We start from the raw sequence: 25,433 nt of genomic DNA, 5'->3' as shown, positions 1-25,433 counted from the left end.
GATGAGTCTGAACATATTCTGGTTTTTACCTACCCACGGCGATGGTCGTTATTTAGGCACTGAGGAAGGTGCCCGTGTGGTCGACCACGGCTATCTGCAGCAGATCGCGCAAGCGGCTGACCGCTTAGGTTTCGGTGGCGTTTTGTTACCGACGGGCCGTTCATGCGAAGACTCATGGCTGGTGGCCGCCTCGCTGATTTCCGTCACGCAGCGGCTGAAATTCCTGGTGGCACTGCGTCCCGGCATTATTTCTCCGACCCTGGCAGCCCGTCAGGCGGCGACCCTCGACCGGCTTTCCGGTGGTCGCGCCCTGTTTAATCTGGTGACGGGTGGCGATCCGGCTGAACTGGCGGCGGAAGGTTTGCACCTCAATCATAAAGAACGTTATGAAGCGTCAGCGGAATTTACCCGTATCTGGCGTCGTGTTCTGGAAGGCGAAACCGTCGATTACGAAGGCAAACACATTCAGGTAAAGGGCGCGAGTCTGATGCATCCACCGGTTCAATATCCTCGCCCGCCGCTGTACTTCGGCGGTTCCTCTGACGAAGCGCAGGATCTCGCCGCCGAGCAGGTGGAACTTTATCTGACCTGGGGCGAACCTCCGGCGTTAGTGAAAGAGAAAATTGAGCAGGTTCGTGCCAAAGCGGCTGCGAAAGGCCGCACCGTGCGTTTCGGCATCCGTCTGCACGTAATTGTACGTGAAACGACCGAAGAAGCCTGGCGCGCCGCCGACAAACTGATCGCCAATGTAGATGATGAAACTATTCAACGTGCTCAGGCGGCTTTCGCTAAAACCGATTCTGTCGGCCAGCATCGTATGGCGGCATTGCACGGCGGCGACCGCAACAAGCTGGAAATCAGCCCGAATCTCTGGGCCGGCATTGGTCTGGTACGTACCGGAGCCGGGACCGCGCTGGTGGGCGATGGCCCGACCGTCGCCGCGCGTATGCAGGAATATGCTGATCTGGGCATCGATACCTTTATTTTCTCTGGTTATCCACATCTGGAAGAAGCGTACCGCGTCAGCGAGCTGCTGTTCCCGCATCTGGATCTGGCAAAACCGGAAGATGACAACACCGTGAAGAAAGCCATTTTGCCGCGTGGCGAGCTGGTCGCTCATGACTTTGCGAGCAAACGCACCGCCAGCCAGCATTAAGGAGAACGCAGATGACAACGACACAACGCTGGCTAAACCGCGCAGCGCCGTGGGTGGTACCAGTGGTCCTGATCGGTGGCTGGCAGCTGGCTGTCGAAGCGGGCTGGTTATCCAACCGCATTCTGCCCGCACCAAGCGCAGTGGTGGAAGCCTTCTGGACACTGACGAAAAGCGGTGACCTCTGGCAGAACCTGAAAATCAGCACCTTCCGCGCGCTGACGGGTTTCGCCATCGGTGGCAGCCTCGGGTTGCTCCTCGGTTTTATTACCGGGCTTTCCCGCTGGGGCGAACGTCTGCTCGACAGCTCTCTGCAAATGCTGCGAAACATTCCACATCTGGCGCTGATCCCGCTGGTGATCTTATGGTTCGGCATTGATGAATCCGCCAAGATTTTCCTGGTGGCGCTGGGAACGCTGTTCCCGATTTATCTCAATACCTATCACGGCATCCGTAATATTGACCGTGGCCTGCTTGAAATGTCACGCAGCTACGGGCTTTCCGGTTTCCCACTGTTTATTCAGGTCGTATTACCGGGCGCGTTGCCGTCAATTATGGTCGGGGTACGATTTGCGCTGGGGTTCATGTGGCTGACGCTGATTGTAGCCGAAACCATTTCCGCCAACTCCGGGATTGGTTATCTGGCGATGAATGCCCGCGAGTTTTTGCAAACTGACGTCGTGGTTGTCGCCATCGTGCTTTACGCCATTCTTGGCAAACTGGCCGATGTCCTTGCCCGCCTGCTGGAAAGTGTCTGGCTGCGCTGGCACCCTGCATATCAGAAAAAACAAGGAGATGCCGCATGAACACACCTGCACGCATTGGGCAAGGCACGCCGGTGACACTGTCCGGCATCACCAAAAAATACGGTAACCGCGCCGTGCTGAACGATATCAATCTGCGCATTCCGCCCGGCCAGTTTGTCGCCGTCGTCGGGCGCAGCGGCTGTGGCAAAAGTACCTTGCTGCGTTTGCTGGCCGGACTGGAGAAAACCACGCAAGGCGAACTGCTCAGCGCCAGCGCACCGCTGAGTCAGGTGCGCGAAGATACGCGTCTCATGTTTCAGGATGACCGCCTGCTGCCCTGGAAAAAGGTGATTGATAACGTGGGATTAGGACTGAAAGGCCAGTGGCGTGAAGCCGCACAGGCCGCGCTGGAAGAAGTCGGACTGGCAGATCGCGCCAACGACTGGCCGTCGGCATTATCCGGCGGACAAAAACAACGTGTGGCGCTGGCGCGTGCGCTGATCCATCGCCCGCGTCTGTTATTGCTGGATGAACCGCTGGGTGCGCTGGATGCCCTGACACGCATCGAAATGCAAAGCCTGATCGAACGCCTGTGGCAGCAACATGATTTCACCGTGCTGCTGGTCACGCACGACGTCAGTGAAGCGGTGACCGTCGCTGACCGCGTAATCCTTATCGATCAGGGTCAGATTGGCATGGATTTAACGGTTGATTTACCGCGTCCGCGCCGTAAAGGTTCTGCGCGGCTGGCGGAACTGGAAGCTGAAGTGCTGGAACGTGTACTGACGCCACAGCCTGCTCGCGTTGCGCTGCAGGAAGCGAAACGCGCACGGAGTTGACCGGTATATTCAGAGGATCCAAAACGAATAAATATCCTCCGGCATAGCCGGAGGTTTTTCATATGCGCCTGTAAGGCTCTGTTACCAGCCGCGCCCTAACAGGCGCATAGCAATCTGACATTTGCATCCAAATTCGTTACTTACCGCCCGTAAACGGGCTCCCTGGATACGGGATTGATAACTGTTCCCCTAGTTTATCCTGCTCCAGTTGGTGCTTTATGTATTCCTGGATCTTCGATGTATTTTTACCCACTGTATCTACATAATACCCTCGGCACCAAAACTCCCTGTTCCTGTATTTGAATTTAAGATCACCAAATTGTTCATATAGCATCAGACTACTTTTGCCCTTCAGATACCCCATGAAGCTCGATACACTCATCTTCGGCGGGATTTCCACAAGCATATGGATGTGATCTGCACAGCATTCTGCTTCCAGAATGTGCACATTTTTCCATTCACACAGTTTTCTTAAAATACTCCCTACTGCACGGCGTTTCTCGCCGTAGAAGACCTGCCTTCGGTATTTAGGCGCGAAAACTATGTGATATTTACAGTTCCATCGGGTGTGCGCTAAGCTCTTTTCGTCCCCCATTGGGACCCCCTTTTGATTTCTTGTTTGACCAATGCAGTTGCCAGACCGCAAGGTGTTTTAACAAATCAAAAGGGGTTTTTATATCCGGCTCAAAGCTGGAAGCTTTACGGAACCCCCAGCCTAGCTGGGGGTTTTCTATAGACAAAAAAGGGCGATGTTTCCATCGCCCTTTTGCTTTACGGTTATTTGCAATTACGCATCTAACGCTTTGGTGATTTTTTCGAACAAATCACCGGACAGGTTTTCCAGCCCTTTCAGTTGTTCCAGCGCCTGACGCATCAGCGCCTGACGATTCTGGTCGTAGCGTTTGAGGCGGATCAGCGGCTCGATCATCCGCGCCGCGACCTGCGGGTTACGGGTATTAAGATCGGTGAGCATTTCAGCCAGGAACTGATAACCGCTGCCATCTGCGGCGTGGAATGCAGAAGGATTCGCAGAAGCAAATGCGCCGATTAATGAACGGACCCGGTTCGGGTTGCCCATGCTGAATGAACGATGGTTTAGCAGTGAACGGACTTTCTGCAACACATCGGCTGCCGGGCTGGTCGCCTGCAGGATAAACCATTTATCCATCACCAGACCGTCGTGATGCCAGCGCTCATCGTAGGTCGCCATCAGGGATTCACGGCAAGGCAACTGTGCAGAAACTGCCGCAGACATCGCCGCCAGCGAATCTGTCATGTTATCAGCCTGCTCAAACTGTGCTTTCACCAACTGGTCGGCCAGCGCCACATCAGCAAAGGCCAGATAATGCAGACAGGTGTTACGCAGTGAACGTTTACCGATATCTTCATGCACGACGCGGTACGCAGGCAGACGGTTAGCGTTGTAGACTGCCAGGAATTCATCCGCCATTTCTGTTGCCAGACAACGGGTGATCGCATCGTGAACGGCGCTGATCGCTTGCGGATCGATAATGTCGAACAGTTCAGCAATTTCATTTTCAGACGGCAGGGTCAGGATCTGTGCAGCAAGCGCCGGATCGATGTTTTCATCCAGCAATACCGCACGGAACGCATCCGCCACATGCAACGGCAGAGACAATGGCTGTTTCTGCTGGTGACGCGCTACGTTCAGCTTGATGTAGGTTGCCAGCAGGCTTTGTGCTGCATCCCAGCGGGCAAAATCGTTACGCGCGTATTTCATCAGGAAAGTCAGCTGATGATCGCCCCACTTGTAGTCGAGTTTCACCGGCGCAGAGAATTCACGCAATAAAGAAGGCACCGGCGGGTATTGCACGTCGTCAAAGATGAACGTCTGCTCCGCTTCGGTGACGTTCAGTACATTACTGACCACCTGACCATTCTGTTTCAGCGCAATGACGTTGCCCTGTGGGTCATACAATTCAATATCCAGCGGAATATGCAGAGGCAGTTTTTCACTCTGATCAGGCGTCGCAGGGGTTTTCTGGCTGACTGTCAGGGTGTATTGCTGTTTTTCCACGTCATAGTCGTCACGCACGGTCAGTACAGGTGTACCGGACTGGCTGTACCAGCGGCGGAACAGGGAAAGATCGACGTTTGAGGCATCTTCCATCGCCTGCACAAAATCATCACAGGTTGCCGCACTGCCATCATGACGCTCGAAATAGAGCTGCATCCCGGCCTGGAATTTCTCTTCACCCAGCAAAGTGTGCAGCATGCGGATAACTTCTGAACCTTTCTCATACACCGTCAGGGTGTAGAAGTTGTTCATTTCGATAACTTTTTCCGGGCGGATCGGGTGCGCCATCGGGCTGGCATCTTCAGAGAACTGCGCGCCACGCATCACGCGGACGTTATCAATACGGTTCACTGAACGCGAACCCAGGTCGGAACTGAATTCCTGATCCCGGAATACGGTCAGGCCTTCTTTCAGGCTCAGCTGGAACCAGTCGCGGCAGGTCACGCGGTTGCCGGTCCAGTTATGGAAGTATTCGTGGCCGATCACCGCTTCGATGCCGAGGTAATCTTTGTCGGTCGCGGTTTCCGCTTTCGCCAGCACGTATTTGGAGTTAAAGACGTTCAGGCCTTTGTTTTCCATCGCGCCCATGTTGAAGAAATCAACGGCGACAATCATAAAGATGTCGAGATCGTATTCGAGATTGAAACGGGTTTCGTCCCATTTCATGGATTGCTTCAGCGATTCCATCGCCCAGTCCGCACGATCCAGATTACCGCGATCGACAAACAGTTCCAGTGCCACATCGCGGCCGGAGCGGGTTTTGAAGGAATCGCGCAAAACATCAAAATCACCGGCGACAAGCGCGAACAGGTAACAAGGTTTCGGGAACGGATCCTGCCATTTGATCCAGTGTTTGCCGCCTTCCAGCTCCCCCTGATCAATACGGTTGCCATTGGACAGCAGATACGGATAGCGGGCTTTATCCGCCACAATGCGGGTTGTGAAACGCGCCAGCACATCCGGACGATCCAGATAATACGTAATGTGGCGGAAACCCTCGGCTTCGCATTGCGTACAAAGCGCTTCACCGGAAAGATATAACCCTTCGAGCGCGGTGTTTTTTGCCGGATGAATTTCATTAACAATCGTCAGTTCAAAGGCTTCCGGCAAGCCAGTGATTTCCAGCGCGCCCTCTTTTAACTGATATTTAGGCCAGTCCTGGCCGTTAACCTTCAGGCTAATAAGCGTCAGGTCTTCGCCGTTGAGCACCAGCGGCACGCCTTCTGCGCCCTGTCGTTTAATCTGACTGACAGCGGTCACAAGGGTCTTCTGTGCATCAAGCTCGAAATTAAGGTCAATGTCCGTGATGGTATAGTCCGGGGCACGATAATCGTGGCGGAACTTGGCTTGTGGCAGTTGAGTCATAAAAAACCTTTTGACGTTTTTGTTGTTAATAATGGCGATTTAGTTGATGAGGCAGGTTCCGCTGGACAGCGAATGGCTGACAGCACACCGGACGACCTTCATACTTTTTATCTTTAAACTTTAACACAGGCCTGAGGAAATCCCAGATTGTTGCCGGTTTGTGAGTGCGTATGCGCACCTTTCAACCAAAACACAGAAATTTCTGTAAAACAGCGGTTTTGGCGCATCCGGCAAAAACACAACCGTCACGGACAGCTTGTCATATGGTGTCATGGTATGACGCATACGGGTCGTGATGCAGGTGATCGGTATTTTGGGCCAAAAAACCGCTGAATCACTCTCGAAAACATTATTGCGTTTACTATCGTGAACAAACGTAGGGAAATGAAGATAAGAAAAGCGGGGTTTAACCGCCCCGTTTTTTTCTTTCTTAATGTCAGGTTGATTAAATTTATGTAATCAATTCGTGCTTTTTCGAAGCCGGAAAATCGCCAGCTTGCCCATATTTCCTGCATTTAAGCACATTTAAGCCTCGACCATCCCCTGACAATTATGATGTGATGAGGATTCTTTGGCGGGATAATGCGGTATACTTCACAGACTTTGCTGTTTTATCCAGAACGTTTTTTTTACGGAACGGTTGTTTGTGTTCAAACACTCAGTTTCTGACGAGGATGCTGTAAACGCGCTATGACTCCATACGCCTCCCCGATTTTGACTTCGCTGTTAGATACCGATGCCTACAAGCTTCATATGCAGCAAGCAGTCTACCATCGCTACCGCAACATCAGCGTCGTGGCAGAGTTCCGTTGCCGTGGCGATGAACTGCTGGGCGAATACGCCAGCGAGATCCGCCAGCAAATCCAGATGATGAGTCAGCTGGCGCTGACGGACGACGAGTTCACCTACCTTTCAGGGCTGCCTTTCTTCACGCAGGATTACCTGAACTGGCTGAAAATCTTCCGCTACAATCCTGAACATGTCATGGTTTCCGATCGCAACGGACATTTGCATGTGCGCATTGAAGGCCCGTGGCGTGAAGTCATTATGTGGGAAGTGCCACTGCTCGCGGTCATCAGTGAGGTTGTCCATCGCCAGCGCTCACCGCAAGTCACGGCGCAAATGGCAGTGGAACAGCTGCGTAAAAATCTCGCCAGCTTTAAAGAACAGGCCGCAGATATCGACCTTGGCGCGTTCCGTCTGATGGATTTCGGCACACGTCGCCGTTTCTCCGGTGACGTTCAGGAAGCCATCGTCAGCACCCTGAAAAATGAATTCCCTTATCTGGTGGGCACCAGCAACTACGAGTTAGCGCATAAATTACAGCTGGCGCCAGTCGGTACACAAGCCCACGAATGGTTCCAGGCGCATCAGCAGATTAGTCCGGTTCTGGCTAACAGCCAGCGCGCGGCATTGCAGGCCTGGCTGGATGAATACCCGGATATGCTGGGGATCGCCCTCACCGACTGCATTACGATGGACGCTTTCCTGCGTGATTTCGGCAGTAAATTCGCCAATGCTTATCAGGGCCTGCGTCATGACTCCGGGGATCCGTTTGAATGGGGTGAGAAAGCGATAGCGCATTATCACGCTCTGGATATCGATCCGATGACCAAAACACTGGTGTTCTCCGACAATCTGGATCTGGACAAAGCGTTGCACCTGTATCGCCATTTCCATCAGCGGGTGAATCTGATATTCGGGATTGGTACGCGCCTGACGTGTAATATTCCAGACGTGAAGCCGCTCAATATTGTCATTAAACTGGTGCAGTGCAATGGCAAACCTGTCGCGAAACTTTCGGACAGCCCGGGCAAAACAATGTGTCAGGACAAAGCTTTTGTTCAGGCCTTGCGCAAAGCTTTCGATCTGCCGCTGGTGAAAAAAGCGTCCTGACTCTCCATAAAGTGCCGGAGACGCATCCGGCGCTTTATTCGGATTTCCTTTCCTTTATATAGTTGCGATCTAATTCTGCTCGGCTTTTATTCACTCTCTCAATATTTCCCCTTCGATCACTGCATTTGCGCCACAATTCTTGTCCGGCGAGAACGATTTCTGCTTGTGTCCTGAGAAAGCCTAAGTAACATAGCAAAATCCCTATTTACAGGGTGTCCAATATTTCTTAGTCAACATATATAAAGAAAGAGAGAAATCTATGAGCGTTGTGCCTGTAGTCGACGTACTGCAAGGCCGTGCTGCGGTTGACAGTGAAGTCACCGTGCGCGGTTGGGTACGTACCCGGAGAGATTCTAAAGCTGGCATCTCATTCGTCGCCGTTTATGACGGCTCCTGCTTTAATCCTTTACAGGCCGTCATCAATAATTCTCTGCCCAATTATCAGGAAGACGTATTACGTCTGACGACGGGTTGTTCAGTAGAAGTGACCGGTACTGTTGTCGCCTCACCTGGCGAAGGCCAGAGTTTTGAGCTGCAGGCAACGAACGTCAAAGTTGTTGGCTGGGTGGATGACCCTGATACTTATCCGATGGCGGCAAAACGCCACAGCATCGAATATCTGCGCGAAGTGGCGCACCTTCGCCCGCGCACCAACCTGATAGGTGCCGTCGCTCGTGTGCGCAACACCCTTTCCCAGGCCATTCACCGTTTCTATCATGAAAACGGGTATTTCTGGGTATCCACACCGCTGATCACGGCTTCCGATACCGAAGGTGCGGGTGAGATGTTCCGCGTATCCACACTGGATCTGCAAAATCTGCCGCGTACCGACAAAGGCGAAATTGACTTCAGCGAAGATTTCTTCGGTAAAGAAGCATTCCTGACAGTGTCCGGTCAGCTGAACGGCGAAACTTATGCCTGTGCGCTGTCCAAGGTTTACACCTTCGGCCCGACATTCCGTGCAGAAAACTCTAACACCAGTCGCCATCTGGCGGAATTCTGGATGGTAGAACCGGAAGTTGCTTTTGCCACGCTGGATGACATCGCGGCACTGGCCGAAAACATGCTTAAATATGTTTTCAAAGCCGTTTTAGACGAACGTGCAGACGATATGGCCTTTTTCGCTGACCGTGTAGACAAAGATGCTGTTGCGCGCCTGGAGCGATTTGTAACATCCGATTTCGCCCAGGTGGACTATACCGACGCAGTAGAAATATTAATGAATTGTGGTCAGAAATTCGAAAACCCGGTTTCATGGGGCGTCGATCTTTCTTCTGAGCATGAACGTTATCTTGCAGAACAGCATTTCAAAGCGCCGGTGGTGGTTAAAAACTATCCGAAAGATATCAAAGCGTTTTACATGCGTATGAATGAAGATGGTAAAACCGTCGCAGCAATGGATGTTCTGGCTCCGGGCATCGGCGAGATTATTGGTGGCTCTCAGCGTGAAGAACGTCTGGATGTTCTGGACGCCCGTATGGCTGAAATGGGACTGAATAAAGAAGATTACTGGTGGTATCGCGATCTTCGTCGCTACGGTACTGTGCCGCATTCAGGCTTCGGCCTCGGCTTTGAACGTTTAGTCGCCTATGTGACCGGTGTTCAAAACGTGCGTGACGTGATTCCGTTCCCGCGTACACCACGGAATGCAACCTTCTAATTAATTAAAATATTTTTAGTTAACAGAATAGTTACAAAACTAAGGCCAGCTTTGCTGGCCTTAGTCATTTTCAAAGATAGATCCCTGTCACAAAGTTCCGTAAAATACACATTTTGAAATACATTTTTTCCAACTGAAACATATTTAGTAATTTAGTAGCATTTTCGCTATGGATTAAGCTCACCACGGATGGAATAGTGCGTTCAGACACAGGAGACACCAAACTTTCGCGAATAGTTCCGTAAAGAATTATTTAAGGCAGTGGCAGGTGTCCAAATAAAACCAATGAGGGTAATAATAATGATGAAGCGCAATATTCTTGCAGTGGTAATCCCTGCTCTGTTAGTTGCTGGTGCAGCTAATGCAGCTGAGATCTATAACAAAGATGGCAACAAACTGGATCTGTACGGTAAAGTTGACGCCCGTCACACCTTCTCTGACAATGCTGGCGACGATGGCGACCAGACCTATGTCCGTTTCGGCTTCAAAGGCGAAACTCAAATTACTGACCAACTGACCGGTTACGGCCAGTGGGAATACAACGTTCAGGCAAACCACGCAGAAAGCGCTGGCGACGAAGGTAACAAAACTCGTCTGGGCTTCGCAGGTCTGAAATTCGGTGATGCAGGCTCTTTCGACTACGGTCGTAACTACGGCGTAATCTACGACGTAATGTCCTACACCGACCAACTGCCAATCTATGGCGATGACACTATGTACCAGAACAACGACAACTTCATGATTGGTCGTGGTAATGGCATGGCAACTTACCGTAACAGCAACTTCTTCGGTCTGGTTGACGGCCTGAGCTTCGCAGTACAGTACCAGGGCAAAAACCAAAACGATCGTGATGGCCATGACTTTGCTGCTGATGGTACCGACTTGGGTGTTCCTGGAAGTTCAACTAAAAACCAGAATGGTGACGGTTGGGGTTCTTCGGTAGCTTATGCTATCGGCAACTCTGGCGTTAGCGTAAGTGGTGCTTACTTCTCATCTAACCGTACTAACTCTCAGAAACTTGATGGTAACGGTGACAAAGCTTCCGCATATGCATTGGGCGCGAAATACGACGCTAACAACCTGTACCTGGCAGCATTCTACGGTGAATCCGAGAACACCACCATCTATGGCGGAGACTTCAACCAAGTTGCTAACAAAACTCAAAACTTTGAAGTTGTAGCACAATACCAGTTTGATTTCGGCCTGCGTCCTTCCATTGCTTACCTGCAGTCCAAAGGTAAAGATCTTAATGCGTTGGGTACTGGCTTTGCAGGCGGTGATGCTGACTTGGTTAAATACGTAGAAGTTGGTACTTACTACTACTTCAACAAAAACATGTCTACCTATGTAGACTACAAAATCAATCTGCTGGACGACAACAGCTATACCCGTACCGCTGGTGTTTCTACCGATGATGTTGTTGGTGTTGGTCTGCAATACCAGTTCTAATATCGCTTAACGATGCGCTTACGGGCGTAGCAAAGCGGATATCAAGGCAGAGCTTCGGCTCTGCCTTTTGCGTTTGTGTATGTTTGAAAATATCGTTTTTCCACCCTCGCCATAAAATATTTTAATCTCCCACGCCTTCTCACAACTCTGCTTTCTTTTTGCCGCAAACGGTTGGCAAACGGGGGCGCTGGCGTTACCCTGAGGACCTCTTTCGTCATATCAGGCTATGGAATTTTCCGACATGTTTGAAAAAATCACTGCAGCACCTGCTGACCCTATTCTGGGTCTTACCGATCTTTTCCGCGCTGACGACCGCTCTAATAAAATCAATCTGGGGATTGGTGTTTATAAAGACGAAACAGGTAAAACGCCGGTTCTGGCCAGCGTGAAAAAAGCCGAACAATTCCTGTTGGAAAATGAAACCACGAAAACCTATCTGAGTATCGACGGGTTGCCTGATTTCGCACATTGCACACAAGAACTGCTGTTTGGCAAAGACAGTGCGATTATCGCTGATAAACGGGCACGCACCGCGCAGACTCCGGGTGGCACGGGCGCCCTGCGTATCGCAGCAGATTTCATCGCGACACAAACCAGCGCCAGACGCGTGTGGGTAAGCAATCCAAGCTGGCCAAACCATAAAGGTGTGTTCTCAGCTTCGGGTCTGGAAGTTGTGGAATACAATTATTATGACGCCGCCAGTCACAGTCTTGATTTCGATGGCATGTTGAGAAGCCTGAGCGAAGCTAAAGCAGGCGACGTGGTGCTGTTCCACGGCTGCTGCCATAATCCAACCGGTATCGATCCTACGGAAGAACAATGGGCACAGCTGGCAGAATTGTCGGTGAGCAACGGCTGGTTACCGTTGTTCGACTTCGCCTATCAGGGCTTTGCAAAAGGTCTGGAAGAAGATGCGGCAGGTCTGCGGCTGTTCGTGGCAAAACACAAAGAATTGCTGGTCGCCAGTTCTTACTCGAAAAACTTCGGGTTATACAATGAACGCGTGGGTGCTTGTACGTTAGTCGCAGCCGATGAAGAAACTGCCGGTCGCGCTTTCAGCCAAATGAAATCGGTTATCCGTGCAAACTACTCCAACCCGCCGTCACACGGTGCTGCGGTGGTAGCCACCATTCTGGGTAACGAAACGCTGCGCACGCTGTGGGAGCAGGAACTAAGCGATATGCGCCTGCGTATCCATCGTATGCGCCAGCTATTCGTCAGCACGTTACAGGAAAAAGGCGCTCAACAGGATTTCAGCTTTATTATCAACCAGAACGGGATGTTCTCTTTCAGCGGCCTGACCAAAGATCAGGTATTGCGTTTACGTGATGAATTCGGCGTGTACGCGGTGAACTCCGGCCGTATTAACGTTGCTGGGATTACACTCGAAAACATGGCACCGCTGTGTGAAGCCATCGTCGCCGTACTGTAAAAGATAATTTGTGTTGCCCAATTAAAAAAGCCCGTCAGGAAACTGACGGGCTTTTTGTTTCTTGCTGATAAGCAGCAGATGTCATTACCAGACCGGCATTTCATCCTGCAGGAACGGATTGGTTTTACGCTCATAGCCAAAGTCTGACATCGGGCCATGACCGGGAATAAATACCATGTCATCGCCGAGCGGTAATAATTTCGTTTTGATGGAATGAATCAGCGCCTGATGGTCACCACGCGGGAAATCACTGCGGCCTACGCCACCTTTAAAAATCACATCACCGGAAACGGCAATTCGCGCTTTATCATTGATAAAGACAATATGCCCCGGCGTATGGCCCGGGCAATGCAGCACGGATAAGATTTCCTCGCCGACATTCACTGAATCCCCTTCTTCCAGCCAGGTATCGGGCGTCAGCGGGTCACAATGGTCGAGGCCAAACATCTGGCTTTGGGTCGGCAGTGCATCCAGCAGAAATTGATCTTCTTTCTGAGGACCGACAACCGGTACCTGATAGTGAGCAGCCAGCTCTGCGGCAGCACCCACGTGATCAAGATGTCCGTGGGTCAGCAAAATTTGCGTAACCAGCACACCTTTCGCAGAAACTTCCTGGATGATCCTTGCGGCTTCACCACCGGGATCGACAATGGCAGCCTGATTGGTTTTAGCACACCAAATCAGTGAGCAGTTTTGGCTGAAGGCCGTGACGGTAATAAGATGGATTTTCATAAAGCTCCACAAAATGGCCTGCACATTCCGGCAGGCCATTAATGACACACATCACCAGGTCCGCGCAGGGCCGGTATCGATGTGCACAAAGTTACTTCGTGGATAATATCCTACACCACCCATCCGCATTTTTAATGCAGCTTTGCGGATATTGCTCAGTTCGATGCCCTGAATGTGGAAATCCATTGCCTGCCCGAGGGTGTGATAACTGTGCTTCGCTACCCCGCTTCCGGGTTCTCGCATGCTGTTGTTTGTCGCCAGTGAGCGGTAACCCGAAATCAGCTGGACCGGTTTATTGGTTCCGCCGAGCATCACCTGCAAACGATAGAGATGATCGAACAGCGCGGGATCGATAGATTTTACCTTTTCCGCACGATAGTCCCTGAACAGATGATTCAACCGGGCCAACTCATCCTTGTTGTAACGCTTTCCATCAAAAAACTCGGTTTTGAGGGTTTCGCCGGTATTTATATTATTAACGACTAAAATACGCGGACGAGGTGTGGAAAGAGTGGCGAATGCACGACCTGGAAGCAATGCAATCCCCATAGCGGCACTGCCTAATGCCAGCCATTTACGGCGATGTTTGTCGATTTCATTCATGAACAGTTTACTATCCGGTAAGAGAGTCAAAAATAAGCTCTGATCTGAGCCGTTTTGAACCTTAACTGCCAATTTTCTGCGAGTCAAGGGAACCCATATAAGCAAAACGAGCGTGCCAGTGGCTCACGCTCGTTCGATGGCCAAATACTCTGACCCTTATCAGATTAGTTTTACTGCATTTATTGAAGCAAAATTTCCGCCTGAGGCAGAATTTGTGCACCGGATCTCACCGTTGAATCATAATTGTAAATATCTGTTCTGAATTGCGGCTTACCGTCATCTGCAACCCACGCCGTCAGATAAAACAGTTTTACCGGTATGTGGTGGCGTATCGCTACATACGTGGTATTGCCGCCCTGCAATGTTGATGAGATCCGCGTGTCATTCCAGCCCGCATCCTGCAACAGCATATTGGCTAATTCAGAAGCCTTATTTACCCTCACACAGCCTGAACTCAGGGCACGAATGTCTTTACTGAACAGATTGTGATTTGGCGTGTCATGCAGGTAAATGGCATCAGAACTTGGCATATTAAATTTATACCGGCCCAGGGAGTTGCTTACGCCCGGTGCCTGACGGATGCGGTATGGGAAATGATTGGGTGACACCATGGCCCAGTCGATCATTGAAGGATCGATGATTTCAGCATCATTACTCCAGCCAGACAACACCTGATAGCCATGTTGCTGGAAGTAACCCGGATTGTTCATGGCTTTGGGCACGATGTCTTCACGCACGAGCGTTGTTGGCACATTCCATGGCGGATTGACCACAACATTATTCAGCGCACTGCTCATTAACGGCGTTTTACGACTTGGACGCCCGACAATCACCCGTGACGACAACACTTCATTGCCATTGAGATAATAGGTGAGCTGATAGTTTGGAATGTTCACCATGATACCGGTGTTCACATTGCCAGGGAGAATGCGCAGGCGCTGAATATTCAGTGCCAGTAAGGTCGCACGCAATTGCGGAGAGGCATTCAGCCACTGGCGTGTACGTGCCCCAATAATACCGTCAGCTTCCAGACCCTGCCATTTTTGAAAACGTTTAACGGCCTCCACTAAATCCGGCGTGTACTGATTATGGACAACAGCAACCGGCACGGGTGTCGCTGGCGCTTCTGTCGACTGAACAGTTGGCAGAACATCTTGTACCGATGTTGCGGAAGGGCTGACGGCTGGCGTCGATTGCTGGGCCTTATCGGCGGTTTCATCAACAGACAAATCGTCATTTGCCGCGCTTCCCGGCATGTTAGGAGCGATTGTTTCATCTGTCGGTTTAGGTGCCCTGTTCTCTTCAGGCGATGCGACCATCATACCGGTGCGGGTCAGGATCTCCCGCAAAGCCGGGACATCGTCACTGATCTGATCCGGACGCAAACTGACTGATCCCGTCATGACGGGCCATGGGCGATTGTCCGCCAGCATCGTCTTCAACGCATCATGCATTTTGGTGTAGTAAGGATGCTGCGGCGCGAGAGTCGACAAATAGTGTGACGTGTTGTCCTGACGCACGGCCAGCTGCCACTGATTAATCACCGTCAGCGATGGCGTCGTCATTTTGTAGGGTGTGGAACTGTATAACCACTTGTCCCCATTGGCTTCGACGCTGCTCGTAAACTGCAAATATCCCAGCATCGCATCTGACAACACCACATCACGGGCCATGCCGGTGACTTGCGGATCCGTCAGCCATTTCACCCATTGCGTGAACTGAGGCTGGATCCCCGATATGGCCAGTTCGGCGAGTTGCTGCTGGAATATCTGAACTGTTTCGCGATCGTTCCACATAGGCTGCATATGGTTTGCAGCATAAAGCGATGACAGAGATGACAGATACAATGGCCTGATGCCTCTTGGCAATAACTCTGCCTGCAACTGGCTCATACTCTGTACGCTCGATAACGTGGTTTTTCCTAATGGCAGCGCGGGCACGGTGGCCCATGCAGCAAACCACGGCGACAGACCGCTCGCCAGCAGGCAGCTGGCGACTAAAAACCTGAGAGACCTTTGATTCATTAACATCTTCCCTTGCCTCCCGATAAGGTGCCCAATTTCATCCCCAAAATTGAGCCAGCAGCTCTTGGATTAAGTATATAAAGAGAATTCTTTTTTTGCGTAGGAACTCAATGAAATAGAGCCCGCGTGTAACGTAAAGACTCTAAGCCAGCTGTCAGTTTAAATAAAGTCTTCCGTTACGTGTTTATGTGTTGTTTTCAAGCATTCGTCTATAAATTACGCAGCACTTTAGCGTTGTCATACAAACTATTAAGCTCACCGCAACTTCTTAAAGAAATATAAGTGAAATGAATGCCATTTCAATAAAAAGCCCCGGTGTTGAGGCCGGGGCTTTTAAAAATCACTCACCTGATTTATCTGAACACAATCAGGAAACGTCAGCTTCCGTATTGACCAGCGCGGGAAGTTCAGGCGCGAATCCACGCAAACCGACCACGTGTACATGCTCATTATTGCCAAAGACTTTACGCACCAGTTTATAGGTTGTCCCTTTTTCCGGGCTGATGTTTTCCGGTGCTGCGATAATCAGCTGCATTTCCAGACGGTCGCAAAGCTCAAACAGCGTGGCGATAGATTTAGCATCCAGACGCGCGGCTTCATCAAGGAACAGCAGACGACAAGGTGAAATATCCTTCCCGCGCATACGGCTCGATTCGTCTTCCCAGCTCTGAACAACCATCACCAGAATTGACATACCGGTACCGATGGCTTCACCCGTTGACAACGCCCCGCTTTCTGCACGTAACCAGCCGTCAGAACCACGGTTCACTTCCACTTCCATCTCGAGATAATTGCGGTAATCCAGCAGTTCTTCGCCAATAGTTTGCGGTGTGCGCTGACCCATATCGATTTGCGGATTCAGGCGCTGATAGAGTTTCGCCAGCGCTTCCGAGAAGGTCAGACGGTTGCTGCTGAATAAATCCTGATGCTGTTCCTGTTGTTCAGACAGCACATCCAGCAGTCCCGCATGTGCTTCACGTACATTCACGTTCAGACGCACGCTTTTCACCTGACCAAACGCCACTGCCTGCAGGCCCTGGTTGAGCTGGCGGATACGGTTTTGTTCGCGCTGAATAGTTTTGCGGATGATATTGGCCACACTTTTCGAACTGATAGCCAGTTGCTGCTCGCGGGCAGTCAGTTCTTCGGTCAGACGGCCCAGCTCGATTTCCATCTGTTCGATAGCTTCAACCGGGTCATCGGTACGGATAATATCCTGACGGATACGCTCGCGCAGATGCTGATACACGGCGATGTAGAACTGAATTTTACGCTCAGGACGTTTCGGATCTTCCGACAAACGCAGCACGTCGCGCAGATGTTCGTTATCAGACACCGCCAGACGCAGTGCACCGAGAGATTTATCCGACATGGAACGCAGTTCGTCGCCATCCATATAAGCCAGCTCGCGACGGTGCAAACGGCGTTCCACGCCATTGTCTTTCACCAGACGCATGACAGCACACCAGCCCGCTTTCGAGGTCACAACCTGTTCGCGGCTCTGATGATAATCACGCTCAAGTTTGCGCAGTTTTTTCTGCAGGTTATCCATTTCAGCTTCGCAGAAGGTGATTTGCTTTTCGAGCTGATTACAGCGCGCACGGTTAGTGCTGAGCGCGCTGTGCAGTTCGTCACGGCGGGTTTTAGCGCGTGCCTCGGCATTGGCATCAGCCTGAACGCCTATATCCTGCAATTCCTGGCTAAGCTCTTTGAGCATATCACGTTTGGCATCGAACGAACTTTTCAGCGAGGCCAGAACCTGACTGTACTGCGTCAGTTGCGTCTGATGCTGACGCATTTGTTCACGGGCACGCGTACGTTCTGCTTCCGCATGTTCAAGACGCTGGCGCAACTTATCATTCAGGTCACTGTTTTCATTCAGCATACCGGCAGAGTCGGTATAGCTGAAGTGAGCACGACGCTGAACCACTTCCGTCAGCGCGAACGCCTGTTGCTTCGCCAGACGCTGTGCATGCTGCGCCTGGGCGTAATCTTCTTTCAGTTGCTCATGCTGTTCCGGGTCGCTTTGCAGCACTGAGACCAGCGGTTCCAGCTTGCTCAGTGAAACACCGTGCTGCTGAATGAAACGGGCGCAATCCTGTGCCTCTTCCATTTCTTCGCGAATTTCTTCAACACGATCAATCAGCGTTTCGTCACACAGCAAGCCGACACGTGGCTGCAATTTATTGAGCATGCCGATAGCATCTTTCGCCTGCTCGTATTGCTGGCGCTGTTGCTGATTCTGGCCTTCGTGCGCATTAATAGCACGTTCCAGTTCGCCACGACGCCCGCTCAGGGTGCGGATTTCAGCTTCAGGGTCGGCGTCAAATGCCACGGCTAAATGACTGCCGATAAAACGACTGAATGCCTGATGCGCACGCTGAATTTTCTGCACGTCAAATGACAATGTCGCGTAACGTTCTGAAAGGTTTTCGCGTTCTTTATGCAAGGTTTCAAGGCGGTTCTCACGCGCCGCACGGCCAAACAACGGCACCTGTGGGAAGTGAGAATAACGCCACTGGCGATCGCCGGTTTTGACCAGTACCGCGCCCTGCATTTCTTCCACTTCAAAGACATTGTCATCGAATGACTGTGGATCCCCTTCGATGAGATAGAGGTCTTCCGGGCAATCATCCAGCCCATCCAACTGATCGCGGATCAGGGATAAATCAGGCACCACAATCGCGTGGCGGGACGGACCATACAAGGCAGAGAAGTAAGGCGCATCGTCGATAGTGACGTCATCGTAAATTTCCGATAACAACACACCGCCGAAGCGTTCTGCCAGCGCGATCATGCGGGAATCTTCCGCACCACTCGGCTGGCTGAGGCGGGTTATCTGCCCTTCAATACGACGTTTGCGGGCAGCCACTTCGTCGCGCTCAACCGTCGTTTCGCGTTCCGTTTCCAGAAGTTGCTGCATGTATTCGGTCACCTGCTGGCTGCTTTCCAGCGGTTCCTTACTTTGCTCGCTTAACTGGCTGAGTGCTTCCTGCGCGGCCAGCCAGACAGGTGCACGGGCGGTCAGTTCACGAATGCGCGACTGAACACGTTCAAGTTCCTGACGCATTTCCATGCGACGTTCGCCTGCCTGCGACACAACACCTTGTAATTCTTCGATCTGAACTTCCAGCTCACGCTGCATTTCGTCCAGATCTTCGGGATGCACATCCTGCGCCGTACGTTTGCAGAATTCCTGCAACTGACGTTCGGCATCCTGCTGTTCACGCAGGCGGCCTTCAAGTTCGGACAACCGCATGCGCAGCGGTTCGACACGCTCCGCCTGATGCTGCTGAGATGACCAGTCGCGCAGTAACTCACGCGCCGTCTGCCAGGCTTCGCTGCGGCTCACTTCACCGGCGATTTTCACCACCAGCTGATAAGCCGTTTCAAACTGATTATGGGCGGCAGAAGCGACGCTCATCTTCTGTTCCAGCATCAGCAGGACTTCAGTCGCTTCCTGCTCTTTGCTCTGGAACGTTTCCAGCCATTCTTCACTGTTCTGAATGCTCAGATCGGGGATCTGGCACAAGTCGCGTGCACGCTCAATGGCCTGTAACGCCTGCTGATACTGGATAGCACGGGTCTGCTGAACATCCAGCGCCTGCTGGTAATCGGCCAGCTGACTTTTCAGCTCATCCACTTCCAGTTCAGCGGCCTCAGCGCGCGCTTCGTATTCGGCGTGCTGCTCGCTGGCTTCGGCCACCACTTCGTTCTGTTCTTCCAGACGATATGTCAGCTCTTCGAGGTCACTTTCATAACGCTCGATTTTTTCCTGCTGACGCATCGCGGTCTGAACCAGACTCAGATGATCACTGGCAGCCTGATAATCGGTTTCCAGATCGCTTTGCGCACCACTTTGCTCAGCCAGTTCACGGGCCATTTCGACATGACGGTATTGTTCACCGGACAACTGTTTACGGCTGGTGAACAAATCATTACGCAGTACCAGCGCGCCATCAAGATGAATGCGGCGTTCATTAGCGTGACGCATATAGTCGGCGGCCACGTAAGACGTCGCTTCAGAAATCAGATGCTTAAACAGGTCGCGATCAGATTGCGTCACGCGGATCGCTTCCAGCGTCATGCGGTTTTCACGCAGCGCTGCTTCCATATCCTGGAAGGCTTTACGCACACCACTGTTTTCCGGCAACAAGTAGTCGCGCAGGGAACGGGTGATGGCGCTGGAAATACCGCCGTAAAGTGACGCCTCAATCAGACGATAGAACTTGCTACGGTCGGATGCTGAACGCAAGCGACGCGGAATAACACCCAGATCAAACATCAGGGCATGATAATCAGTAATCGAGTTGAACTGCTTGAACTGCACGCCTTCCATCGCTTCTACGCGATCTTTCAGTTCCTGCAAAGACAGCACCCGCGCCTGACGCTCGCCGACCGTTTCAGTCAGCATTTCCGTCGGATTCACCGCAACCGGCAAGCCCTGAATAGTGAAAGGTTTGATGTCCACTTTACGGTCACGACCGGCGACCTGCTGCAGGCGAACCCCAACCACAATACGCTGGTGACGGGAGTTCACCACGTCCAGAACCGAGTAACAAACACCCGCGCGCAATTTACCGTGCAGGCCTTTATCACGCGAACCGGAGGTTGCGCCCGCTTCCGTGGTGTTACGGAAATGCAGCAACGTCAAATCAGGGATCAGCGCCGTGACGAAGGCCGCCATCGTGGTGGATTTCCCGGCCCCGTTACCGCCGGAAAGCGTGGTGACCAGTGAGTCGAGGTCAAACGTGCGGGCAAAGAACCCGTTCCAGTTAACCAGCGTCAGTGAGCGAAATTTACCGCGTTCAATCATTCCTGTTCATCCTCTGCGCTCTCATGCCCTTGCTGCACTGCCGGCGATTCGCCGTCCTCACTTTCATCATTGAGCGACAGCGCGCTGTCGACTGGCATTGCTTCACCGTCGCGGATCATCCGCAGCTGTGCTTCGCGCGCGTCATCGCCGCTGCGGACATCTGCACCAAAACGAAATACCGCTTCAGTGATACGAAATTTGCTGCTGTCGACACCCATGAAATACACCATGCCCAGGCGGCGCAGGCGATTGAGTGATGTCCGGACTTTGTCCTGCAACTTCTGACGATCTAAATCTGAGCCGGTTGAGCGCTGGTTGACGTATTTAAGCAATTTGCTTTCATCCGCCAGACTCAGTAATTCGTCATACAGTTCCTGCTGGGTAAAAATCCCTTCATGCGCCAGACGTTCCGGGCTGAGATACAGATAGCAAAGGATTTTCCCGACCATCATGTCCAGTTCAGATAAGACTGAACGCGGGATAAGCGTGGTGGAGCGCGGACGCAGATAGAAGAAGCCTTCCGGTGCCCGGATTAACTCCACGTTGTAGCGGCTGTAAAAGAGTTCCATTTCTTCCTGATAGTCCATCAGGAATGCGTGGTTATCCAGTTCATCAATGCCGATATGACGGCCAGAACGCAGCTGGCTGTCGAGAGCAGGAAACACTGAATTTGCCAGTGCCTGCGCCAGCTTAGCTGGCATTATGTGTTCAATATTTGTCGATGACATGGGCCTGCACCTTGGCTCCGTAATCATTGATTGCCTGCCATTCGGCATGCAACCCTGAAAAATCTGCTTCAGCCACACCAAGGCGCACAGCCTGGTCGACCACAATTCGCGCGACATCAAAATGTCGGGCACGCGGATACTGTTTAAGATATTCGCGCATTACTATGCCCAGATTGAGCGGCGTTTTTTGTTGCTGATAAACCTGTAATGCCTGTTCAATCAATGCCGCAAGTTGTTCGCGGATTTCGTTAAATTCTTCAAATTCAAGATCTGGCGGAAGTTCGCCGGTCACTTCTTCGCTTCGCAAGGCCAGTTCTTCGTCACGCATATCCAGCAGACGGTCGGCATTAGCGAACGTCAGCGTCCACGGCTGATCAAAATAATTCTGAACCGACTGACGCAGACGCTGGGCGAACACCCGGTTTTTATCCATGTCGATGGCGGTACGGATAAATTTATGCACATGCCGGTCATAGCCAATCCACAGGTCAATAGCCTGCTGGCCCCAGCTGGTAATACGATCGAGTTTGTTCTGCAGGTCGAAAACCAGTTTGTCGACAAAACTCAAATCGAGTTCGACCATCGTGGCATCCTGAATACGCATAAGATGCGCCTGCAACAGGTTACCTGCGGCCTCGAGCGTATCCTGCAATTCACGCAGCGTACCGGACGTTTCTGACAGGAGGATTTCACAACTGGAAATTGCCGCGCGCCAGTCTTTATTGAGCAACGCGGCAATGTCGTCTTTCACGCCCTGCTGCTGTTCATCCATGATCCGCTGAGTCATGTCGATGCTGTCAAAAATTTCAGCAACGGAGTATTTGAGGGGCGCGTAAACATTGCGATGCCAGTGAAAATCATCGCCGCCCTCTTCGGCCGCATCAGCAGCACGCTTGAGTTCCTGCGCAACGATCGACAACTGCATAGACAACCGCAACGTAGAGAATTCACGCTGGCGGATATAGTAATCGGAAATACCGATCGCCAAAGGCGTCAGGCGATAAATGGCATTACCGTCAGCCAGTTCACTGACAAAACGGTTGAGCAAACGCTGACGCACCATGTCATTAATGGCGTTATTGGCACGTACGGTGATGGTCTCGTTTGTCTGCTCAAATCCCTTGCTGACATGACGAAACGCATCAACCAGTTCACCCTCACTCATTTCCCCATCAAGGCGCTCGCTGTTTAATGTGGCAATTGCCAGAAGAAAAGCCAGCCGCTCCGTTGGCAGCGAAATTGAGAAATCATTTTTCCGTGCCCAGGCGACCAGTTCGGGTACAGTCTGGGAAAATTCACTCATAATTCGTCCTTCAGAATGGGTTTGTGCGCCATCACGTGGATGTAACGTCCCAAACTAACAAAAGGTTCCTGGCGGCAATAGCGCTGTTCCAGCGCCAGAAGCTCGTCAAAATCCTGTTTATGTTGTTGTCTGTTTCGCAAATAATCGTGGAACACTCTAACACCGGTCTTGCCGCTGATCTGCATCCCAAGTTCTTCCAGCCACTGGTAAACCTGCGCAGGTTCCAGCGGGTGATCGGGTAACAGGGAGCTCTTTTTGATTTTTGGCACACCCGCTTCGACATGAGCAAAATTGCCGAGGATCATGTGCCGCATGACCAGACCGTGGATATTGTAAAACATCAGCGATATTGCGCCACCGGGTGTCAGACAATCGACCAGTGCAGCCAGCGCTTGCCGGGGTTCAGCCAGCCATTCGATGACCGCATGGAACAATATCAGATCAACCGGCTGTTCCAAATGTTCGGCAATATGCTGAGCCGGACATTGTACAAATTGCATGTTGTCGCTCACACCTTTTTCCCGCGCGGCAGCCCCGGCGCGGCGGATCATCTCACCGGACAGATCACACAACAAGACCTTATGTCCTAAAGCTGCCAGTTCACAGGCCATTTGTCCTTCACCGCCCCCCGCATCAAGAATGCGCAGTGGACGCTGAGGCAACGTCTGTAGCAAATCATGCAGATCCTGACCCAGCACAGCCTGACGGATACGTCCCTTTGTTGTGCCGTAGATATTGCGCGAAAATTTCTCGGCCATATCGTCGAAATTACGATCCTGCATGAAATGAACCCTGTTTCAGAAAACAATTTGTTGAATGATGGTTGTGCGGCGATGCCGGGTGAAGTGCTATTTTGGCACAGGCTGGCATAGAATAAATCATCCTGACGCGGATTCACGCCCGGATGTCGTTTTTTCACCCAAAAGGATCGGTTTCTGATGTTATTTATCCTAAAAAAGACGCTGGGGGGACTGTTATTACCTCTGCCATTTATTCTGCTCCTCATGGCGATAGCCCTGGTGTTGCTGTGGATGACCCGCTGGCAAAAAACCGGAAAAGTGTTTTTTTCACTGAGTTGGCTGCTTCTGTTGCTGCTCAGCCTGCAACCTGTTGCGGATAACCTGCTGCGCCCTATTGAATCGGCTTATCCTACTTATCAGGCCAGCGGCAAAGTGCCGGTAAAATATGTCGTCGTACTGGGTGGCGGTTATACCTATAACCCGGCGTGGGCACCGAGTTCTAATCTCATCAGTAACAGCCTTCCTCGCGTGGCAGAAGGGATCCGCATTTACCGGGCAAACCCCGGTTCGAAAATGATCTTCACCGGTGCGCGGGCCATAACCAACCCGATGAGCAGTGCTGCGGTCGCCGGGAAAGTGGCGGAGAGTTTAGGGGTGCCGGAGAGCGATATTATTCTGCTCGACAGACCACGGGATACACATCAGGAAGCTTTGCAGGTTAAAGAAATGCTGGGAGAGCAGCCGTTTGTGCTGGTGACGTCGGCAAACCATCTGCCGCGGGCAATCATTTTCTTCCGCCAACTGGGACTGAACCCTATTCCGGCACCGGCGAATCAGCTTGCGATAGATTCCCCGCTCAATCCGTGGGAAAAAGCGTTGCCACAGGCACTGTTCTTGTCTCACAGCGAGCGGGCATGGTATGAAACGCTGGGGCGCGCATGGCAATGGATAACGCTGCCGGCACCCATTGCGAAGTAACTCAGTTAAGCCACGGCAATAATTGTTGCCGTGCATAATCGAACTGCTGGCGGTCAAGCTTACCGGTATGGATCAGATGCGCGACAGATTCCCACACCAGATACAACCAGCGGCGGGCAAGGAAGGTTTCAGAAACAGGTGCTTTTTGCAGATAACTGAACAGCAGTTGCTCGCTCATACCTTTTTCCCACAGCCTGAAGAGATCAAACTCGCGCGGCGCCCACAACAGGGTGCCGGGGTTAATCATCGCCAGCAACTGATCGCTGCGCGGATCTTTGAGCATGCTGCGCAACGAGAGATTGCCGTGGACCAGTACCGGCGTGTCGTCAAATTCTGCAAACAACGCGGGGATACAGGCCCGGGAACGGAAAAGCAATGTGCGATCTTCAGGTGTAAGTTCAGAGGCTTGTAAATTTGATAACGTTGCCCACAACACTTCAACCCGTTGCGGATACCAGTTTTCCCAGCGATTTTCCTGCGTGCTGTCTACCGAACCGACACAGCCGTGGCTGTCAATCCGGTGCCACGCCAGCATCGCCTCAACAATTTGCTCCTGTAAGATTTGCCAGCGCTCAGGAGTACGCGTTGGCGCCTCGGCAGAGACACCACGCAGTCGTTCAATCAGCAATATTTCCTGATACGGTTTCTGATGCGTGGTGACCATGCCATAAACCGTCGGCACACGTACCACACCTTCCCGTGCCAGCATTGATAATTTATAAGCCTCCTGTCCGGCAATCCCCTGGCAGACAAAACTTTTGGCCATCAAAGGCATTGCGTAACCCTGCTCATCATAGAGAGAAAAAAGATGGGCATAAGGCTGCTCACTGACACATTCAAGGCGGGATAAACGCTCGCCCAGCACAATACTCAATTCGGCTTTTAGCTGTTCCATAACGTGTTCGCAGTGACGAATAAATTAACGTTTATG

General features: G+C 51.8%; 18 protein-coding genes. 8 read left to right on the top strand and 10 right to left on the bottom strand.

What is annotated here, in order from left to right; translation table 11 throughout:
* Window position 1: 1 nt before the first annotated feature.
* From ssuD to ssuB, 3 genes are read left to right on the top strand one after another with little or no spacing between them, the layout of a single operon-like run.
* Window positions 2-1,156 carry an FMNH2-dependent alkanesulfonate monooxygenase gene (gene ssuD / locus RAHAQ2_RS07705; RefSeq protein WP_015696680.1) on the top strand — a complete coding sequence of 385 codons (1,155 nt, stop codon included), beginning with the start codon at window positions 2-4 and terminating at the stop codon, window positions 1,154-1,156.
* An 11-nt stretch (window positions 1,157-1,167) separates the two neighbouring features.
* On the top strand, window positions 1,168-1,959 hold the full coding sequence (gene ssuC / locus RAHAQ2_RS07700) for an aliphatic sulfonate ABC transporter permease SsuC (protein ID WP_015696679.1): 792 nt from the start codon (window positions 1,168-1,170) through the stop codon (window positions 1,957-1,959).
* Window positions 1,956-2,738: an aliphatic sulfonates ABC transporter ATP-binding protein gene (gene ssuB, locus RAHAQ2_RS07695; protein ID WP_015696678.1), complete on the top strand. Its 783-nt coding sequence runs from the start codon at window positions 1,956-1,958 to the stop codon at window positions 2,736-2,738. Before ssuC ends, ssuB begins: the two co-directional genes overlap by 4 nt.
* Before the next feature lie 136 nt (window positions 2,739-2,874).
* Here the strand turns inward: ssuB and tnpA are convergent, their stop codons facing one another.
* On the bottom strand, window positions 2,875-3,333 hold the full coding sequence (gene tnpA, locus RAHAQ2_RS07690) for an IS200/IS605-like element IS1541D family transposase (RefSeq protein ID WP_014333746.1): 459 nt from the start codon (window positions 3,331-3,333) through the stop codon (window positions 2,875-2,877).
* A gap of 192 nt (window positions 3,334-3,525) precedes the next feature.
* Window positions 3,526-6,141, bottom strand: a complete 2,616-nt coding sequence (gene pepN, locus RAHAQ2_RS07685) for an aminopeptidase N (RefSeq protein WP_015696677.1) — start codon at window positions 6,139-6,141, stop codon at window positions 3,526-3,528.
* Window positions 6,142-6,831: 690 nt separating this feature from the next.
* On the opposite strand from pepN, the gene pncB reads away from it, so the two are divergent.
* The 4 genes from pncB to RAHAQ2_RS07665 all read left to right on the top strand — a co-directional run bounded on the left by pncB (window position 6,832) and on the right by RAHAQ2_RS07665 (window position 12,578).
* On the top strand, window positions 6,832-8,037 hold the full coding sequence (pncB, locus tag RAHAQ2_RS07680) for a nicotinate phosphoribosyltransferase (RefSeq protein WP_015696676.1): 1,206 nt from the start codon (window positions 6,832-6,834) through the stop codon (window positions 8,035-8,037).
* A 259-nt stretch (window positions 8,038-8,296) separates the two neighbouring features.
* Entirely contained in the window at window positions 8,297-9,697 is a 1,401-nt protein-coding gene (asnS, locus tag RAHAQ2_RS07675; protein WP_015696675.1) for an asparagine--tRNA ligase, read from the top strand.
* 300 nt (window positions 9,698-9,997) lie between these two features.
* On the top strand, window positions 9,998-11,146 hold the full coding sequence (gene ompC / locus RAHAQ2_RS07670; protein WP_015696674.1) for a porin OmpC: 1,149 nt from the start codon (window positions 9,998-10,000) through the stop codon (window positions 11,144-11,146).
* A gap of 241 nt (window positions 11,147-11,387) precedes the next feature.
* Window positions 11,388-12,578 (top strand): amino acid aminotransferase, encoded by a 1,191-nt coding sequence (locus RAHAQ2_RS07665; protein WP_015696673.1) that lies wholly within the window; start codon window positions 11,388-11,390, stop codon window positions 12,576-12,578.
* A gap of 84 nt (window positions 12,579-12,662) precedes the next feature.
* On the opposite strand, the gene RAHAQ2_RS07660 is transcribed toward RAHAQ2_RS07665, so the two are convergent.
* The 7 genes from RAHAQ2_RS07660 to cmoM all read right to left on the bottom strand — a co-directional run bounded on the left by RAHAQ2_RS07660 (window position 12,663) and on the right by cmoM (window position 23,566).
* Window positions 12,663-13,310, bottom strand: a complete 648-nt coding sequence (locus tag RAHAQ2_RS07660; protein ID WP_015696672.1) for an MBL fold metallo-hydrolase — start codon at window positions 13,308-13,310, stop codon at window positions 12,663-12,665.
* Between the two features lie 51 nt (window positions 13,311-13,361).
* A complete protein-coding gene (mepK, locus tag RAHAQ2_RS07655; RefSeq protein WP_013574851.1) occupies window positions 13,362-13,913 on the bottom strand; it encodes a peptidoglycan L,D-endopeptidase MepK in 552 nt (183 codons plus the stop codon).
* A 179-nt stretch (window positions 13,914-14,092) separates the two neighbouring features.
* Window positions 14,093-15,943 (bottom strand): L,D-transpeptidase, encoded by a 1,851-nt coding sequence (gene ldtD, locus RAHAQ2_RS07650; protein ID WP_015696671.1) that lies wholly within the window; start codon window positions 15,941-15,943, stop codon window positions 14,093-14,095.
* A 361-nt stretch (window positions 15,944-16,304) separates the two neighbouring features.
* Window positions 16,305-20,753, bottom strand: coding sequence for a chromosome partition protein MukB (gene mukB, locus RAHAQ2_RS07645; RefSeq protein WP_015696670.1), 4,449 nt, complete (start codon window positions 20,751-20,753; stop codon window positions 16,305-16,307).
* Window positions 20,750-21,481 carry a chromosome partition protein MukE gene (gene mukE, locus RAHAQ2_RS07640; protein ID WP_015696669.1) on the bottom strand — a complete coding sequence of 244 codons (732 nt, stop codon included), beginning with the start codon at window positions 21,479-21,481 and terminating at the stop codon, window positions 20,750-20,752. The genes mukB and mukE overlap by 4 nt, the downstream gene beginning before the upstream one ends.
* Complete coding sequence (gene mukF / locus RAHAQ2_RS07635; RefSeq protein ID WP_015696668.1) at window positions 21,462-22,784, bottom strand: chromosome partition protein MukF; 1,323 nt, start codon at window positions 22,782-22,784, stop codon at window positions 21,462-21,464. The genes mukE and mukF overlap by 20 nt, the downstream gene beginning before the upstream one ends.
* Window positions 22,781-23,566, bottom strand: a complete 786-nt coding sequence (gene cmoM / locus RAHAQ2_RS07630; protein ID WP_015696667.1) for a tRNA uridine 5-oxyacetic acid(34) methyltransferase CmoM — start codon at window positions 23,564-23,566, stop codon at window positions 22,781-22,783. Before cmoM ends, mukF begins: the two co-directional genes overlap by 4 nt.
* A 156-nt stretch (window positions 23,567-23,722) precedes the next feature.
* Between cmoM and elyC the strand changes: the two genes are divergently transcribed.
* Complete coding sequence (gene elyC, locus RAHAQ2_RS07625; protein WP_015696666.1) at window positions 23,723-24,502, top strand: envelope biogenesis factor ElyC; 780 nt, start codon at window positions 23,723-23,725, stop codon at window positions 24,500-24,502.
* Window position 24,503: 1 nt separating this feature from the next.
* On the opposite strand, the gene RAHAQ2_RS07620 is transcribed toward elyC, so the two are convergent.
* Window positions 24,504-25,397 (bottom strand): YcbJ family phosphotransferase, encoded by an 894-nt coding sequence (locus RAHAQ2_RS07620; RefSeq protein ID WP_015696665.1) that lies wholly within the window; start codon window positions 25,395-25,397, stop codon window positions 24,504-24,506.
* Window positions 25,398-25,433 lie beyond the last annotated feature (36 nt).

Source organism: Rahnella aquatilis CIP 78.65 = ATCC 33071, assembly GCF_000241955.1.
Taxonomy (GTDB): Bacteria; Pseudomonadota; Gammaproteobacteria; order Enterobacterales; family Enterobacteriaceae; genus Rahnella; species Rahnella aquatilis.
Note: the sequence above shows the minus strand (reverse complement) of the source record. Positions and strands in the feature narration are given on the sequence as shown.